The organism is Roseomonas sp. CCTCC AB2023176, assembly GCF_042259275.1.
Taxonomy (GTDB): Bacteria; Pseudomonadota; Alphaproteobacteria; order Acetobacterales; family Acetobacteraceae; genus Roseomonas.
Genome location: NZ_CP170086.1, coordinates 137642 through 153966 on the forward strand (window position 1 = coordinate 137642; position 16325 = coordinate 153966).

Sequence of the window (16325 nt, forward strand, 5' to 3'; positions counted from 1 at the left end):
CGTCCGGTCCGGGACCCACGTCCGACTATGGCCGAGCGCATCGAGACCGTCGTGATCGGCGGCGGCCAGGCCGGATTGGCGGTGAGCCATCACCTCCGGGAGCGCGGCCGCGAACACGTCGTCCTGGAGCGCGGGCGGATTGCCGAGCGCTGGCGCAGCGAGCGCTGGGACTCCCTGCACTTCCAGTTCCCGAACTGGATGATGCGCCTGCCGGGGCAGGCGTATGCAGGGCCCGATCCCGACGCCTTCATGCCGCGCGACGGGGTCGTCGACTTCCTCGCCTCCTACGCGGTTCGGATCGCCGCGCCACTTCGCTGCGGCGTGGAGGTGGGCGTGCTTCGCGTCAACGAGACCGGCCGTTTTCGCCTGGAGGCGCGGCAGACGACGATCGAGGCCGGGAACGTCGTGGTCGCGACCGGGCCCTACCAGTGCCCGCGCGTGCCGGCGGCCGCGGCGGGCGTGCCGGCCGGCATTCTCCAGATCACGGCCAATCGCTACACGAATCCGTCGGAACTGCCGCCGGGTGGCGTGCTGGTGGTCGGGTCGGGCGCGTCCGGTTGTCAGATCGTCGAGGACCTTCTTCTGCACGGGCGGTCCGTGCACTTCGCCGTGCGTGGCCATCGGCGCGTTCCCCGCCGCTATCGCGGCCGCGACTTCGGTCGATGGAACGAGGAGATGGGGCTCACCGAACGAACGGTCCATGAAATCCCGCCGGGCTTTCGCCCCCCGCTCGTGACGGGCGTCCGCGGCGGCTACACGGTCGACATCCGTGAGATGGCGAGACGGGGCGCGACGCTGCTCGGCAGTCTGCAGGGCGTGCGCGAGGGACGTGCCTTCTTCGCAGCCGACCTGAACGCCAGCCTTGAAGCAGGCGATGCGGCCTTCCGCGAGACGCTGAGCGCCATCGATTGCTTCATCAAGACGCACGACATCGGCGCACAGCCGAACGGCGAGTTCGACGCGGCTCTCGGGATACCACAGGCGGCGTTGCCGGAGCCCGACGCCCTGGACCTGCGCCGGTCCGGCATCAGTACAGTCATTTGGGCGCTCGGCTACGGCTACGATTTCGCGTGGATGAAGTGCCCGGTGCTCGACGCTGGTGGCACGCCTTCGCACAAGCGTGGCGTCACGAGTGTCCCGGGACTCTACTTCCTGGGATTGCCGAGATTGCACAAGGTGAAGTCGGCATTCCTATGGGGTGTCGGCGAGGATGCGGCCCACATCGCGGATCTGATTTGCGGCCGAGCCTGACGATCCGCCCGGCTCTTCCGGCGGGCGACAAATCGAGCCGGCGAGAGGTGCAGGATCCGCTTTATCGCTTTGCTACGCGCGAAGCAGACAGACCGTTATCGGCCAGAGGCGGTCGTGTTGCGATGTGTCCAGCGAGGGTCGTTGGGGGCGCTGAACAACGATCGCGGGACGGCCGCGACGCCGCCCCGGGTGGGTGTTCGCGCCGGGGCGGGCAGTCGCTGCCCCAGCAGCTACTCGTCCCGCACGAACAGCCTGTAGCCCTCGATCTCGCCCGCCGCGCGGTAGTTGCTGAAGGCCTCGGCGAAGAGGGGGTGGCGGGAAAAGTATTCGATGAAGTCGAATTCCCGGCCGCACCAGGGGATGCCGACGTGGCGCGTGACGAGGACGGCGGAGGGCGGGGCGCGGGCGAAGTCCTCGGCGACGGTGCGGTAAACGTAGAATTCGGCGCGGCTCATCTCCCAGGGCTCGTTGTAGCGTTCGCCGGATTCGGGGCAGCGGTTATTGGTGCCCTGGAGCAGCCAGAGGTTCATGAAGCGCAGCGTGGATTGGGCGTTGGCGTAGTTCAGCGCGGGGTAGATCGGGAAGATGTCGGGCGTTAGGACGAGGAGGCGCTCGCCGTAGGCGTTCTGGCGCAGCCATGCGGTCAGCCGGCCGCCGCGTTCGGAGGACCAGTGGATCTCGCGCATCGGGGCCTCACCGCCGCGGACGGTGACCAGGAAAACACCGGCGCAGAGGAGGGCGGCGAGGCGCCAGGAGAGGCGGCGCGCCTGGGCCGGGGCAAGGACGCGGTCGAGCCAGCGCGCAGCGATGAGGGCGGCCGTCAGCAGGCCGAGCATGAGAACGGGAGCGGCGTGGTAGGTCCAGCCCTTGTGCTGCACCCATCCCGAGACGAAGGCGCCGGCGGCGGCGGCCCAGAGCGTGAGCACCTGCGGGCCCCAGCGGCGGAGCAGGCAGAGCGTCGAGACCATGACGAGGAGGAGGGCGACCTCGGCCATCCTCGGCTCGAGGAGGACGGAGAAGAGGGAGAGGTCGCCGAGGTCCACGTAGTACTTCCAGACCAGCGGGACGACGTGGCCGAAGTAGTCGGGGAAGAGCAGCGGGATCGCGGCGAGGTAGAGGAGCCAGACCGCGGCCATGGTCCAGGGCACGGGGTCGCGCAGGGCGCGGACCAGGCGCGGGAGACTCGGCGGGAAGGCGACGCGGCAGAGGAGGACGGCAGCCTCCACCAGCAGCGGGACGGCGAGGAAGTAGGGCTTCAGGGCGAAGCCGATGGCGGCCAGCAGCGCGGTGCCGAGAAGCAGCGGGCGGGACGTGGGCAAGCCGGCGATGCGGCGCGCGGCGAGGAGGGCGTAGGGAACGGCGACCGTGCCCATGAGGACCTCGCGCTGGCCGAAATCGTAGCCGGGCAGCAGGAAGGCGAGTGGAATGCCGGCGGTGAGGAAGGCGGCGTGGATCGGGCCTTCCTCCATGCCCGCGCGGAGGCGGGCGGAGAGCCACCAGCACAGGGCGGCGAAGGCGACGAGGCAGGCGAGGAGCGCGCCGGGGCCTTCGAGCGGCGTCCACGCCGCGATGGCAGCGGGGATGAGGTTGAGGACGAAGATGAGGGGCGGGTTGACGTCGATGAGGTCGGCGTAGAGCCGTTCGCCGGCGAGCCAGCGTTCGGAGAAGTTCAGGACGGCGGCGACGTCGTGGTTGAACGGCGGCGAGAGGACGGTCGCGAGGAAGGCGAGCGCGGGGAGGAAGGCCGCGGCGCGCCAGAGCCGGGCGGCCCAGGCGGGCGAGAGGGCAGCGCGGAGCCGCGCGCGGAGGGCCGCGCCCGGGAAGGTGCTGGGCAGGCTCCCGGGAAGGGGTCCGGGGGCGTGCGTCGTCATCGCCTCCGTCGCGGGGCGGGGTGGGGTGGTGGCCCCGGGCGGGAGGATCGGCGCGTTCATCCGTGCGCTGGCTTCATCGTTTCGGGAGCCGTCCGGGTTACACCCTGGGCCCGGGGCGGGGTGGCGTCCAGACGGCTGGTCCAGGCCGGGATATGGGCCGTGATTGCGGCGGGGGTCGGGCGCGGTCGCCTTGTCCCTGCCAAACCGCGCTGCCACAAGCCCGCCCTGGCCGGGGCTGCCATGGCGGCGGCGCGGGCCCCCTTCCCTTTCCGATCCGGGCATCCGTGGAAGACGCCGAATACGACCTGATGGACGCCGCGGAGGAGCGGATGTGGTGGTACCGGGCGGTGCATGCGCGGCTGCTGGCGGCGCTCGAGGTGCGGCCGGGGGTGGCCGGGCGGCCGGTGCTGGATGCGGGCTGCGGGACCGGTGGGTTCCTGCGGCGGCTGGGGCTGGGCGGGTTCGGAGCGGCGGGGGTCGAGTTCAACCCGCGGGCGGCGCGGCGGGCCGCGGCGAAGTCTGGCGTGCCGGTGGCGGCGGGGGACGTGAACGCGCTCCCCTTTCCGGACGGGGCGTTCGGGGCCGCGGTGTCGGTGGACGTGCTGAGCCATCGCGGGGTGGAGCCGGCGCGGGCGCTGGCGGAGCTGAGGCGGGTGCTGGCGCCGGGCGGGACGCTGCTGCTGAACCTGCCGGCCTATGCGTGGCTGTTCTCGGCGCATGACGTGCGGGTGCACAATGCGCGGCGCTACACGGCGGGGCAGGCGGTGGCCATGGTGGCCGGCGCCGGGTTTTCCGCGGTGACGGCGCGGTACTGGAATTCGGTGCTGCTGCCGCTGATGGTGGTGCAGCGCAAGGTGCTGGCGCGGCGCGAGGGCGCGGCGTCCGACGTGACGGATTTTCCGCCCTGGGTCGAGCGCGGCTTCTTCGCCGCGACGGAGATCGAGCGGCGGCTTCCCTTTTCCCTTCCCTGCGGCGGATCGGTCATGATCGCCGCGACGCGTTCCTGAGGAGCCCGCCATGCGAGGCGACGTGACGAATCTTTCCCCGCCCCCGGCGGTGGGGCTTTCGATCGTTGTGCCGGTCTATCGCGGCGCGGACACGGTCGGGACGCTGGTGGAGGCGCTGGCGGCGCTGAAGCCCGCCGGCGGGATCGAGATCGTGCTGGTGAATGACGGGTCCCCCGACAATTCGGGGGAGGTGTGCCGGCGGCTGGCGGAGAGCGCGACGGTGCCGATCACCTATGTCGAGCACGCGCGGAACTTCGGCGAGCACAACGCGGTCATGACGGGGCTGCGGCATGCCCGCGGGGCCTACGTCATCAACATGGACGACGACCTGCAGAACCCGCCGGAGGAGGTCGTCAAGCTGTATGACCATGCGCGGATGGGTGGCTGGGACGTCGTCTACACGCGCTACGCGGTGAAGGAGCATGCGGGGTGGCGGAACCTCGGCAGCGCCTTCGCGAACAAGGTGGCGGACTGGCTGATCGACAAGCCGCGCGGGCTCTACCTTTCGTCCTTCCGTTGCATGAGCGCGATGGTGGTGCGGGAGGTCACGCGCTACGCGGGGCCGTACCCGTACATCGACGGGCTGATCATGCAGGTGACGCAGCGCATCGATTCCATCGAGGTGAAGCATTTCGCGCGGGCGATGGGGCGCAGCAACTATACGCTGAAGCGTCTGGTGCGGCTTTGGCTGAACCTGGCGACGAACTTCTCGCTGTTGCCGGTGCGGCTGGCGGTCTTCGCGGGCGTGGCCATGGGCGTGCTGGGGCTGATCGCGGCGCTGCTGGTGATCGTCGAGGCGATGACGGGCACCACGCCGTCGGGCTGGGCCTCCATGATGACGGTGACGCTCCTGCTCTCCGGCGTGCAGTTCCTCATCCTCGGCGTGCTCGGGGAGTATGTGGGGCGGGCGTTCCTCTCTTCGAACGGGACGCCCCAGGGGGTGGTGCGGGACGTCGTGCGGGCGGAGCCGGTCGTGGCCCGCGTGCCGGAGAGGGCGGCGGAGTGAACGCTCACTGGCTGGCGCTGGCCGCGGCGATCGGGACGTCGCTGTTCGGGCAGGTGCTGCTGAAGGCGGGGGCCACCGGCGAGGGCGGGTTCCTGACGCAGTTGTTCCGCCTGCAGACGATGGTGGGGCTGGGGCTCTATGCCGGCGCGGCGCTGCTCTACATCGTCGCGCTGCGGCGGATCCCGATGAGCGTGGCGCTGCCCTGCACGGCGTTTTCCTACGTCGTGGCCGTCGTGATCGGGCACTTCGCCTTCGGGGAGTCGCTCGGGGCGGCGAAGGTGGCGGCGGTGGCGCTCATCAGCCTGGGGGTGGTGCTGCTCGCGGCGTCGGCGTGACCCTGCCACCAAAGGTCGCGGCGTGACGTCGGGGCGCCTGCTCCTGGCGGTGCTGGGGTATGGGCAGGTGGTGGGGTGGGGCGGGACCTACTTCATGCCCTCCATCCTCGGTGCGGCGCAGGAGCGGGATCTGGGGTTGCCGGCGGGGAGCGCCTTCGCCGGGATCACGGTGATGCTCGCGATCTCCGGGGTGTTGTCGCCGCGGGTAGGAGTGCTGCTCGGGCGCGTGGGGCCGCGAGGGCCGATGGTCGTGGGGGCGCTGCTGATGGCGCTCGGGCTCGCGATCGTCGCGGCGGCGACCGGGGCGGTGATGCTGTTCGCGGGGTGGGTGGTGCTGGGGGTCTCGGCGCCGCTGTGCCTGAGCGAGCCCGCGAACGTGGCGCTGGTGCGGGCGGGGGATGCGCGGCGGCGCATCACGATCCTGCTGCTGATGACGGGAATGACCTCCACGGCCGCCTGGCCGGCGCTGGCGGCGCTGGACGGGCTGGTGGGGTGGCGGGGGGCGGTGTGGGTGATGGCGGGGCTGAACCTCGTCTCGGCGGGGCTGTATCTGCGCTTCGTGCCGGGGGGCGGGGCCGGGTTGGCCTCGGGCGCGGCGGTGGCTGCGGTGGGGTGGAATCCGGGGCTTCGGCTCGTGGCGGTCGGGCTGGCGCTCGGGGCGCTGGTGTCGAACGCGGTGCAGATCCACCTGATCGCGCTGCTGGGGGCGCAGGGGCTGGGGGCGGCGGCGGCGGTGGCCATGGCTTCGCTGTTCGGGCCGGTGCAGATCGCGGCGCGGATCGCGGACCTGATGTACGGACGGCGGTTCGGGGTGTTCACGGTCGCGACCTTTGCGGCGGCGATCATGACGGCAGGGCTGGTCTTCCCGCTGCTGCCGGGCGGGGCCTGGACGGCGTGGCCGTTCCTCGTGCTCTTCGCGCTGGGGGCGGGAACGCTGACAGTGATCCGGCCGCAGGTGATCCTGGAACTGGCGGGCACCGCGCGCTTCGCGGCGCTCCAGGGGCGGATCGCGCGATGGGTGACGCTGGCGACGGCCGTGGCGCCGAGCGTGGCGGCGGGGTTGCTGTCGGCGGGTGGGCCGGCGGCGGTGTTGCTGGTCTGCGTGGCGGTGGGGATCGGGGCGGCGTGGGCGCTGCGCGCGGCGCGGGCGCGGCGTGAGCGGGTAGCGTGACGAGGTGGGCCGGCGGACGTTCGCGCGCCGGATGACGCGCCGGCGGCACGTCGTGACCGGTGCGGCGGTCGCCAGCGACAGATCGCGTGACGGGCTTCGACGGGCGTGATGACCTTGCGGGATGCAGATCACCGTCCTGCTGTCGCTGCTGCTGGCCGGGTGCGCCACGGCGCCGCCCGGGCCCTCGCCTGCCCCGCGGGGACCGGGCCGGCGACGGTCGTCGAGCTGCTGTTCGGGCGGAACGCGGGTGGGGTGCTGCGGGTGAGCGATGCGGACTGGACGGCGTTTCTCGCGGAGGAGGCGACGCCGCGCTTTCCGGACGGGCTGACGGTGATGGACGCGCAGGGGCAGTGGCGCGGGCGCGACGGGCGGATCGAGCGCGAGACGGCGAAGGTGATGTGGCTCGTGCTGCCAGGCGTGGACGCGGCGGGCGCGACGGCGCAGGTGGAACCGCTGGCGGCCGCCTATCGCGCGCGCTTCGCCCAGGAGAGCGTGCTGCGGGCGGTGCGGCCGGGCTGCGTGGGGTTCTGACGGCGGGTTGCTTCGGTCTGAGGCCATTCCTGGGGTGTTGCGCCGGTTGCCCGGGAGGAGGGCGCTGCCCTCCTCCCGGACCCTCCACCCACCAGGGGGGAACGCCCCCCTGGACCGCGTTCCCTGAGTAGGCATGCCCTCGATGGAAGGGTGGCTCGCACGCGGTGCAGGCGCGCGTGCGAGCTACCCTTCCATCGAGGGCGTTCCACAGACTGGGGTCCAGGGGATGCGTCCGCCGGCGGATGGAGGTCCGGAGGAAGGCAGCGCCTTCCTCCGGGGCCCCGCGCACACCCCCCGAGAAAAGTTCTAGAATGAAGCGATCCGCCGTCAGCGGACAGGCGGGGGGGCGCTGCGGGTGAAGGTGGACTTTATGCGGTCGCGGGTGGCTTCGATCAGGCCGTCCAGCAGGTCGAAGACGACAGTGACGGCGTAGCCGACGAAGAAGGCGATGACGGGCAGGGTCAGGGTAATGCCCTGGAGGTTCAGGGGCTCGTTGCCCGCGAAGACGGCGCCGACGAGGGAGCCGCAGATGCTGCCGAGGGCGACGCGGAGGACGCCGCCGGCCTGGTCGCGCGGCTCGAGCGAGGAGCTCTCGATCTTGCGCATGACGAGGCGCGCGAAGGCCGCGGCGGCGCCGACGAAGCTGAGGACGAGGGGGAGGATGAAGCTCGTCAGGACCTTGAGGGTCACTTCGGTGCGGAGTTCCGTGCCCTCGAAGGCGGTGCCGGGAACGCGGAGGCGTGGGCCCGCGAGGTTCTCGAGGATGCCGACGGGCATGAGCCAGCCGGCGGCGCGCGACGCCGCGTTCCAGCGGGTGAGCTGGGCGTAGACGAGGGACATCCGGAAGTCGGCGTCGGAGCGCTTGTTGCAGGCGGTGGCGCGGGCATCGAGGTTACCGGGGACGGCTTCGGCCAGCGGCTCGCAGTCCACGAGGCGGATGGTCTTCTGGGATGCGGCGATGCCGGCGAGGAGGGCGGCGTTGGCGGCGGCGACGTCGCGTTGCGCGTCCGCGCGGACCGTGCGGAGCTGTCCGAGGTTGTCGAGCATCGAGCGGCCGGAAGCGGCATGGCCGAGGAGCACGAGGCCGGCGAGGAGAAGGGCGAGCGCGGCGTAGCTGATCGCGCGGACCATCCGCTTGAGGTTCCGGGCAGCCGCGACCTCGGCGTCCGAGACTTCGCCGGGGCCGCATTCCGTGTAGGCAGCGGTGAGGCGGATCGTCGCGGCGTTGGCCGGGCTGGCTTCGCGGGCGAGGCGGTCGACGAGGGCGATCAGGGCGTCCACGTCGGCCGGGTTGCGGCAGAGGGTACGGGGCGGGGCGTAGAGGAGGCGGGCCAGGCCGGCGGTGCCCCGCTGCTCGCCCTGGTCGGGCGAGCGGGGGCCGAGGGCCGGGGTGCCCGAGAACGACTTGTCCGCCCGGCCCGCGACGAAGCCGGTGAGGAGGCGCGCGTCCAACTGGAGGCGCCGGACGTGGGTCTCGGCGTCCGGGAGGTCCTCCGGCACCGGGGCAACCGTGTCCGGCGTGCCGTTGACGAGTATTCCGTCGGGCATGTCTCAACTCCCGCGTGTGGCGGGAGCAGAGCAGGGCCGACGCGGCGGTTACACCGCTTTCGCGTCGCGTCTGTCGCTGCGCGTCACCGAATGGGCATGGCGTACATCAGGCCGCCGCGGGTCCAGAGGTCGTTCACGCCGCGGGGGAGCTTCAGGGGGGAGGCCTGGCCGAGGTTGCGCTCGAAGATCTCGCCGTAGTTTCCGACGGCGCGGATCGCGTTGTAGGCCCAGCGGCGGTCGAGGGACATCATCGGGCCGTGGTCTCCGGTGACGCCGAGCAGGCGGCGGATCTCGGCGCGTTCGGAGCGGAGCATTTCGTCCAGATTGGCCTGGGTGACGCCGAGCTCTTCCGCTTCGATCAGCGCGTAGATGGTCCAGCGCACGATGTCGAACCACTGGTCGTCGCCGTGGCGGACGGCGGGGGCGAGGGGTTCCTTGCTGATGATGTCGGGCAGGACGATGTGGTCGTCGGGACGCGACAGGCCGGTGCGGATGCCCGCAAGCTGCGAGGCGTCGGTGGAATAGGCGTCGCAGCGCCCGGCCTCGTAGGCCTGGGTGGTCGCGTCGTTCTGCTCGAAGACGACGGGGCGGATGTTGATGCGGTTGGCGCGGGCCCAGTCCGCGAGGTTCAGTTCGTTCGTGGTGCCTGAGGAGATGCAGACGGAGGCGCCTTCCAGGTCGCGGGCGCGGCGGACGCCGGAGGCCACGCGGACCATGAAGCCCTGGCCGTCGTAGAAGTTCACGGCGGTGAAGTTCAGGCCGTTGGCGGTGTCGCGCGAATGCGTCCAGGTCGTGGTGCGCGCGAGCATGTCGATCTGGCCCGATTGCAGCGCGGGCAGGCGGGCGGCGGAGGTGAGGACGGTGAAGCGGACGCGTTCCCCGTCGCCGAAGACCGCAGCGGCGACGGCGCGGCAGATGTCGGCGTCCATGCCGCGGTAGACGCCGCGGGAATCCATCGCGCCGAAGCCGGGAGCGCCGGGGTGGCCGCCGCAGTCGAGGGCGCCCTTCTGGCGGATGTTTCGCAGGGTCGGGCCGGGGTCGGCGGTCTGGGCGACGGCCGCGGTGCCGGTGGCGAGTGCGAGCAGAGCGGCGGCGAGGCCGGTGACGAGACGCATGGTTTCCTCCCTCAGGTTGCGGTGCGGGCGGGCGCGGTGGCGCGCCCCGTGAACCAGACGACGCCCATCGCCGCGACGACGATCGCGAGGCGGAGGGGCGATGGGACGACGTGGGCGAAGGCGGCGACGAGGCCGGCGGCGCCGAGCAGGGTGCGGGCCGCGGGGCCCATCGGGGCGAGGAAATAGGCGGCCCAGGCGGCGGTGATGGCGGTCAGCGCCGCGACCTGGACGGCGGTGTCGGCGATGATCGCGGGCAGGTCGCCGCGGAGCATCACGCCGGGGTCGTAGATGAAGGCGAAGCCCACGGTGAAGCCGGCGATGCCGAAGCGGGTCGCGTGCAGGCTGGTGATCGTGGGCGGGGATTTCGCGACGGAGGCCGCGGCAAAGGCGGCGGCGGCGACGGGCGGCGTCGCGTCGGCGAGCACCGCGAAGTAGAAGATGAAGAGGTGCGCAGGAAGCACGTCCACGCCCATCGCGATGAGTTGGGGCACGCCGATCGCGGCGGCGATGATATAGGAAGGCGTGGTCGGCAGCCCCATGCCCAGCACGAGGACGGTGATCGCGAGGAGCAGGAGCAGCAGCGGGAGCGAGCCGCCGGCGAGGTCCTTGATGATGCCGCCGAAGGCCACGACCATTCCCGTGGCGGTGAGCGCGGAGACGACGATGCCGGCGCCGGCGATGGCGACCGCGAGCGGGGCCATGGTGAGGCCGGCATTGACCAGGCTGTCGAAGATCGCGCGCGGCGTCATGCGGGTGCGGCGGCGGAGGGTCGCGACGGCGACCATCGCGATCGTCGCCCAGAAGGCGGCGAAGTTGCCGGAGAAGCGCTCCATCATGAGATGGACGAGGAGGCCCATGGGGATGGCCAGGTGGGCGTCCGCGAGGACCTCGCGCCAGGGCGGGATATCGGCGGGATCCATGGCGGAGATGCCGCGGCGCTTCGCCTCGAAGTGCACGGCGGCGAGGATGGCGAAGTAGTAGAGGACGGCGCCGATCGCGGCGGCGACGACGATCTGGCCGTAAGGGATGTTCGTGATCTCGGCCATGACGAAAGCGGCGGCGCCCATGACGGGGGGCATGATGGCGCCGCCGACGGAGGCCGCGGCCTCGATCCCGCCGGCGACGGCGGCGGGGTAGCCGATGCGCTTCATCAGCGGGATCGTCATCGCGCCCGTCGTGATGACGTTGGAGACCGAGGAGCCGGACATCGTGCCGAACAGGCCGGAGGTCACGACGGCGACCTTCGCGGGGCCGCCGGAGTAGCGGCCCGCGGCAGCGGCGCCGAGGTTGGAGAAGAGGCGCCCCGTGCCGCTGCCGGCCATGAAGGCGCCGAAGATGATGAAGACGGCGATGGTCGTGGCCACGATGCCGGTGAGCGGGCCGTAGACGCCGCCGGCGGTGGGGACGAGCCAGGAGGCTTCGAGGATTTCTGCCGGCGTGAAGACGCGGGTGTTGAGGACGCCGGGGAGGAGGTGGCCCCACTGCATGTAGGCGAGAGAGATGACTACCATCCAGGCGAGGCCCGGTTCGACGGCGCGGCGCGTGGCCTCGAGGAGGGTGGCGATCGCGAGGACGGCCATGACGACCATCACCGGCGAGAAGGGGTCCACGTATTCCATGCGGTCGGAGACCGCGTCGGCGTAAAGCCAGACCCAGGCATGCGGGGCGGCGGCGGCGAGGAACCAGAGCCAGTCGAGGATCGTCGGGCGGTCGGTCGCGGAGGGCGCGCGGGCGTAGCGCGAGACGGCGCCGAAGCGGCCGGGGGTGGGGTCCGGCCGGACGGCACGGGCGGGCCAGAGCAGGAAGATCGGCGGCACGAAGGCGAGCAGGTGGAAGGCGCGCATGGCGATCGGCTCGGGGAAGCCGAAGCCGCCGAAGTAGAGGTGGATGGCGCTGGCGAGCGCCATCCAGCCGGCGAGGATCGGACCGAGTGGCCCTTTCAGTTCACGCACGCGTGCAGTTCACGCAGGCGGGCAGTTCACGCAAGCGCGCTTCAGGCGGCGGGCATGGCGCCGGCCTCGCGGTAGGCCTTCGCGGCGCCCGGGTGCAGCGGACAGCCGGCATAGCGCCAGGACGATGCGGGATCGTAGGAGGCCATGGAGGCGTGGATCTGCGTCAGGCGCGCGCCCTTGTTGCGGATGAGGGTGCGCGTGACCTTGTAGGCGACGTCTTCCGGCACGGAGTCGTGGACCATGATGACGCTGTCCATCGTCGTGACGCGAAGGTCGGCGGATTGCAGCTGCGGGTAGGTCGCGGCGGGAAGCACGCCCTCATTGTAGGCGAAGGCGTCGATCAGGTGCTTCCGGACGTCGTCGGGGAAGCCGACGAGGCGGGAGGAGCGGCGGCCCTGGCCGATCTCCGTCAGGATCGCGGCGGGCTTGGCGAGGGCGCAGTAGAGGTAGTCCACCTGCCCGTCGGCATAGGCCGCGGCGATGTCGGCGTAGGATCCGTTGAGGTAGCGCCCGCCCTCCGACCGGATGCGGTCGGGGGAGGTGCCGACGAAGCGCATGATGCGCTGGAGTGTCGTCTCATCCGTGGAGGACCGCTGCGGGGCGGCGAGGCGGAGGCCGCGCTGCGTCAGGATCTGCCGCATGTCGTCGCCGGGCTTGTCGGCGGCGCGGAGGAAATTGTGTTCCGTGGGCGAATAGCCGGTGCCGAGGGAGCGGAGGCGTTCGTGCTTCGCGCTGTACGGGTCTTCCCCCTTCACGGCGGCGGCCGTGAAGGCGTCGATGCCGAAGCCCATCTGGGACTGGTTGTTGTTGACGCGGGTGGAGTTGGCGACGCCGCCGCCCGGGACGACGCGGAGCTGGATGTCCGGGTTCTCGTCGCGGACGAGGGCGGCGATGCCGGCCGCGATGGTGTACCAGCCGCCGCCGAGGGAGCCCGCGACGAATTCCATCGTCTGCTGGGCCTGGGCGGTCCGGATGAAGGGCGCGGCGAGGGCGGCGCCGGTGCCGAGGAGCGTGGCGCGACGGCTGACGTGGAGCGGCATGAGGGCCTCCGGCGGTGGGGCGGGTGCGCGATCATGGGCACGCGCGCGGGGCGGGGGCAACGGGGCCCGGCGGCCTTCGGTGCGGGGGCGCACGGAAGGGCATCCGGCGTGATGACCGGCGCGGGGCTGGGACGCGGCGGGAGCGGTTGACCCCCGGGCGGGGCGGGACCAGCGTGCGCGGCTTCAATGACCACCGTGACTGCCGGCGCCGCGCGCCCCCTCACCCGTCGCGAGTCGGTGCAGCGCGCGCTGCCGGGGCTCATGGTGTGCTTCGCGCTCGCCCTGCTGGCGCTCGGCGTGCGGCGGTGGTCCGGGATCGCTGCGCTCAATCCCGTCGTTGTCGCGCTGCTGGCGGGGATCGGGATGCGGGCGGCGATGGGGCTGCCGGCGTCGTGGAAGCCGGGGGTCGCGGCCTCGGTCCGGCCGGTGCTGCGCTTCGCGATCGTTCTGCTGGGGTTGCAGGTGACGCTCGGGGCGCTGCTGTCGCTCGGGGCGGGGGCGCTGGCATTGGCGCTGGTGGTCGTGGGGGCGACGCTGCCCTTCACGATCTGGCTCGGGCGGCGGATGGGGGTGGAGCCGGCGCTGGCGGCGCTGATCGGGACGGGCACGGCGATCTGCGGGGCCTCGGCGATCGTGGCGGCGAACCAGGTCGTCAACAAGTCCACGGGGTCGCGCGACGGGGACGTGGCCTACGCGCTGGCGGTGATCACGCTCTGCGGCACCGGGGCGATGCTGCTGTGGCCGCTGCTGGCCGGGCCGCTCGGGCTGGATGCGCGGGGGTATGGGCTGTGGTCCGGAGCCTCGATCCATGAGGTCGTGCAGGCGGTGGGCGCGGCGGCGGCGGGCGGCGAGGAGGCGGCGCGGGCGGGGACGGTGATGAAGCTGGCGCGCGTGTTCCTGCTGGCGCCGGCGGTGCTGGCGCTCGGGTGGTGGGCGGCGGGGGCGCTGGGGCGGTTCGGGGGCGTGCCTGGTCAGGCGCCCGGCCAGGCGCCCGGTCAGGCAAAGGTGGCGGTGCCTTGGTTCGCCTTCGGGTTCCTCGCAATGGTGGTGGCAGGGTCGGTCGGCGTGGTGCCCGGGATCGCGGTGGAGGCGTCGCGTTGGGCCGTGCCGTTCCTCATGGCGGCCTCGGTCGCGGGGCTGGGGTTGTCCACGGACCTGAAGGACCTTCGGCTGCGGGGGCGGCGCCGCTCGGGCTGGGGGTGGCGGCGAGCCTGTTCATCGCGGTGCTGGCCGTTGCAGGGGTGCGGCTGATCGGGTGAGGCCGGCTCCGGTCCGGTGATGGGCCGGGGCGGGCGGCACGGGTGGCCGCCCGCACGCGGCGGGGCATGATGGGCGGGACGATGCGGGGCAAACCCGCGCGGGGAGGACGGGCATGAGGGCGCAGGCGTTCGGGCGGCGCGCCGCGATCGCGGGTGGCGGCGCGATGGTTCCGGCGTCGGGTTGGGCGCAGGCGGCGGGGCCGGACGGGCCGGTGACGATCGTCGTGCCCTACACGGCGGGGACGGGGCCGGACTTCCTCGCGCGGCTCATGGCGCCGTTCCTCGGGGGCGGCTCGGACAGCCGGCGGTGGTGGACAACCGGCCCGGGGCCTCGGGGAACATCGGGACCGCGGGGGTGGCGCGCGCGGCGCCGGATGGGCGGACGCTGATGGTGCAGCCCAATACCTTCGTCATGAACCCCAGCCTGTTCCGGACGGTGCCCTACGACCCGGTGCGGGCCTTCGCGCCGGTGGCGCTGCTGGCGCGGGGGGACCTCGTGCTGGTGGTGAACCCGGACGTGCCGGCGGCCGACGCGCGGGCCTTCGCGGAGCTGGCGCGGGCGCGGCCGGGGGCGCTGGACTTCGCGACGCCGGGGAACGGTACGCCGCAGCACCTGGGGATGGCGCTCTTCGCGCTGACGGCGGGGGTGGAGCTGACGCACGTGCCGTATCGCGGGGCGGCGCCGGCGCTGACGGACCTGATCGGGAAGCGCGTCGCCGCCGCCGTGCTGCCGGTGCACACGGCGCTGCCGCATGCCCGGGACGGTCGGTTGCGGGTGCTGGCGGTGGGCAGCGAGGCGCGCTCGGCCGCGATGCCGGAGGTGCCAACCTTCGCCGAGGCGGGGTTCCCGGGCGTGCTGGTGGACCTGTGGTTCGGGCTGCTGGCGCCGGCGGGGCTGCCGGAGGCGCTGCGGCGGCGGATGAACGCGGACCTGAACGGATGGCTCGGCGAGGCGGGGACGGCGGAGGCGCTGCGCGCGCAGGGCATGACGCCGACGCCCGCGACGCCGGAGGCCTTCGGCGAGTTGATCGTGCGGGATCACGTGCGGTGGGCGACGGTGATCCGGGATGCGCGGATCACGGCGGAGTAGGCCCCCGGCGGTTCAGGGGCCCGGATGGAGGCGCAGCAGGCGGCGCGCGTTGCCCGAGAGGATCTTCGCCATGACGTCGGGCGGGAGGTCCAGGCGGTCGAGGCTTTCGAGGGTTTCGGCGATCGGGCCGAGGGGGGCGTCGGTCGCGAAGACGACGTGGTCCGCGCCGAAGAAGTCGAGGCCGGCGAGGAGGCCGGAGCGGCCGCCGAACATGGCGGTGTCCCCGTAGAACATCCGGAAGTAGTTGAGGTGCGGACGCGAAAGGGACGGGAGGATGCCGGAGTAGTCCTCGTCGGAGGTGCGGCTGCCGAGGACCTGCATGCCGGGGCCGATGCGGCCGTCGTAGTACGGGATCATGCCGCCGCAGTGGTGGGTGATGACCTTGAGGCCGGGGTGGTGGTCGAAGAGGCCGGAGAAGACGAGACGGGCCATGGCGACGGAGGTCTCGTAGGGCCAGCCGAAGCACCACCACATCTCGAAGCGGCTGCGGTCCTCGGCGGCGTAGTCGGGCATGGCGGCGGTGCGGGCGGGGTGGAGCCAGACGGGCAGGTCGTGTTCGTCGGCCAAGGCGAAGACGGGGCGGTAGTCCGGGCGGTCGAGCGGGGCACCCGCGACGTTGGTGAAGACCTGGATCCCGCGGGCGCCGAGCGTCTCGATCGCACGGCGGGCCTCGGCGAGGGCGGCGTCCACGTCGTCGAGGGAGACGGCGGCGACGAAGGCGGGGAAGCGGTCGGGGTGGGTGGCACAGAGTTCCGCCATGGAGTCGTTCGCGACGCGGGCGAGGAGCTGCGCGTCGGCGCCGGACGCGAAGTCCTCGATCGGCGGATTGGGGAGGGAGATGACCTGACGGTAGGGCTCGCCGTTGCGGGCGGGCACGGCGTCCATCGCGCGAAAGCGGACGGGGAGGTCGTGCAGGGGGACGACGGCGCGGAGGCGGGCGCCGATGTTGCCCAGGCGGGGGAGATCCGGTCCATCTCCCGCGCCACGGCGGCCGGCAGGATGTGGGTGTAGATGTCGAGCATGGCGCGCCTCCGTGCGGACGGGGGTGCGTCGTCGGCGCCGCGCGGGTCCGGGTCAATGGTCGGACCGGGTGGGGGCCGGGCATGGGCGATGGCTGGGCGGCGGGCCCGGGCGCCCCATGTTACCGTG

At 72.5% G+C, this 16325-nt stretch carries 15 protein-coding genes; 9 read left to right on the forward strand and 6 right to left on the reverse strand.

Annotation, left to right across the window (positions count from 1 at the left end; translation table 11 throughout):
* Positions 1-27: 27 nt before the first annotated feature.
* Complete coding sequence (locus ACE7GA_RS00690) at positions 28-1251, forward strand: NAD(P)-binding domain-containing protein (protein ID WP_376094206.1); 1224 nt, start codon at positions 28-30, stop codon at positions 1249-1251.
* A 230-nt stretch (positions 1252-1481) separates the two neighbouring features.
* On the opposite strand, the gene ACE7GA_RS00695 is transcribed toward ACE7GA_RS00690, so the two are convergent.
* Complete coding sequence (locus ACE7GA_RS00695) at positions 1482-3182, reverse strand: hypothetical protein (protein WP_376094209.1); 1701 nt, start codon at positions 3180-3182, stop codon at positions 1482-1484.
* A gap of 224 nt (positions 3183-3406) precedes the next feature.
* Here ACE7GA_RS00695 and ACE7GA_RS00700 point away from each other — a divergent pair, with 224 nt between their 5' ends.
* From ACE7GA_RS00700 to ACE7GA_RS00720, 5 genes are all read left to right on the forward strand, one after another.
* Positions 3407-4129, forward strand: coding sequence for a class I SAM-dependent methyltransferase (locus ACE7GA_RS00700; RefSeq protein WP_376094212.1), 723 nt, complete (start codon positions 3407-3409; stop codon positions 4127-4129).
* A 10-nt stretch (positions 4130-4139) separates the two neighbouring features.
* A complete protein-coding gene (locus tag ACE7GA_RS00705) occupies positions 4140-5135 on the forward strand; it encodes a glycosyltransferase family 2 protein (protein WP_376094215.1) in 996 nt (331 codons plus the stop codon).
* Entirely contained in the window at positions 5132-5470 is a 339-nt protein-coding gene (locus ACE7GA_RS00710; RefSeq protein WP_376094218.1) for a multidrug transporter, read from the forward strand. The genes ACE7GA_RS00705 and ACE7GA_RS00710 overlap by 4 nt, the downstream gene beginning before the upstream one ends.
* 22 nt (positions 5471-5492) lie before the next feature.
* A complete protein-coding gene (locus tag ACE7GA_RS00715) occupies positions 5493-6641 on the forward strand; it encodes a hypothetical protein (RefSeq protein WP_376094221.1) in 1149 nt (382 codons plus the stop codon).
* A gap of 159 nt (positions 6642-6800) precedes the next feature.
* On the forward strand, positions 6801-7172 hold the full coding sequence (locus tag ACE7GA_RS00720; RefSeq protein WP_376094224.1) for a DUF3574 domain-containing protein: 372 nt from the start codon (positions 6801-6803) through the stop codon (positions 7170-7172).
* Positions 7173-7499: 327 nt separating this feature from the next.
* On the opposite strand, the gene ACE7GA_RS00725 is transcribed toward ACE7GA_RS00720, so the two are convergent.
* The 4 genes from ACE7GA_RS00725 to ACE7GA_RS00740 form a co-directional block, all read right to left on the reverse strand.
* Positions 7500-8720 carry a hypothetical protein gene (locus tag ACE7GA_RS00725; protein WP_376094227.1) on the reverse strand — a complete coding sequence of 407 codons (1221 nt, stop codon included), beginning with the start codon at positions 8718-8720 and terminating at the stop codon, positions 7500-7502.
* A gap of 83 nt (positions 8721-8803) precedes the next feature.
* A complete protein-coding gene (locus ACE7GA_RS00730; RefSeq protein ID WP_376094230.1) occupies positions 8804-9835 on the reverse strand; it encodes an amino acid ABC transporter substrate-binding protein in 1032 nt (343 codons plus the stop codon).
* Between the two features lie 11 nt (positions 9836-9846).
* Positions 9847-11742, reverse strand: coding sequence for a TRAP transporter permease (locus ACE7GA_RS00735; RefSeq protein ID WP_376094233.1), 1896 nt, complete (start codon positions 11740-11742; stop codon positions 9847-9849).
* Positions 11743-11828: 86 nt separating this feature from the next.
* A complete protein-coding gene (locus ACE7GA_RS00740) occupies positions 11829-12827 on the reverse strand; it encodes a TAXI family TRAP transporter solute-binding subunit (RefSeq protein ID WP_376094236.1) in 999 nt (332 codons plus the stop codon).
* Between the two features lie 195 nt (positions 12828-13022).
* Between ACE7GA_RS00740 and ACE7GA_RS00745 the strand changes: the two genes are divergently transcribed.
* From ACE7GA_RS00745 to ACE7GA_RS00755, 3 genes are all read left to right on the forward strand, one after another.
* Complete coding sequence (locus ACE7GA_RS00745) at positions 13023-14078, forward strand: YeiH family protein (protein WP_376094239.1); 1056 nt, start codon at positions 13023-13025, stop codon at positions 14076-14078.
* Between the two features lie 121 nt (positions 14079-14199).
* Positions 14200-14475, forward strand: coding sequence for a hypothetical protein (locus ACE7GA_RS00750; protein WP_376100588.1), 276 nt, complete (start codon positions 14200-14202; stop codon positions 14473-14475).
* Positions 14397-15176 carry a tripartite tricarboxylate transporter substrate-binding protein gene (locus ACE7GA_RS00755; protein WP_376094242.1) on the forward strand — a complete coding sequence of 260 codons (780 nt, stop codon included), beginning with the start codon at positions 14397-14399 and terminating at the stop codon, positions 15174-15176. Before ACE7GA_RS00750 ends, ACE7GA_RS00755 begins: the two co-directional genes overlap by 79 nt.
* Before the next feature lie 12 nt (positions 15177-15188).
* On the opposite strand, the gene ACE7GA_RS00760 is transcribed toward ACE7GA_RS00755, so the two are convergent.
* Complete coding sequence (locus ACE7GA_RS00760; RefSeq protein WP_376094245.1) at positions 15189-16061, reverse strand: amidohydrolase family protein; 873 nt, start codon at positions 16059-16061, stop codon at positions 15189-15191.
* Positions 16062-16325 lie beyond the last annotated feature (264 nt).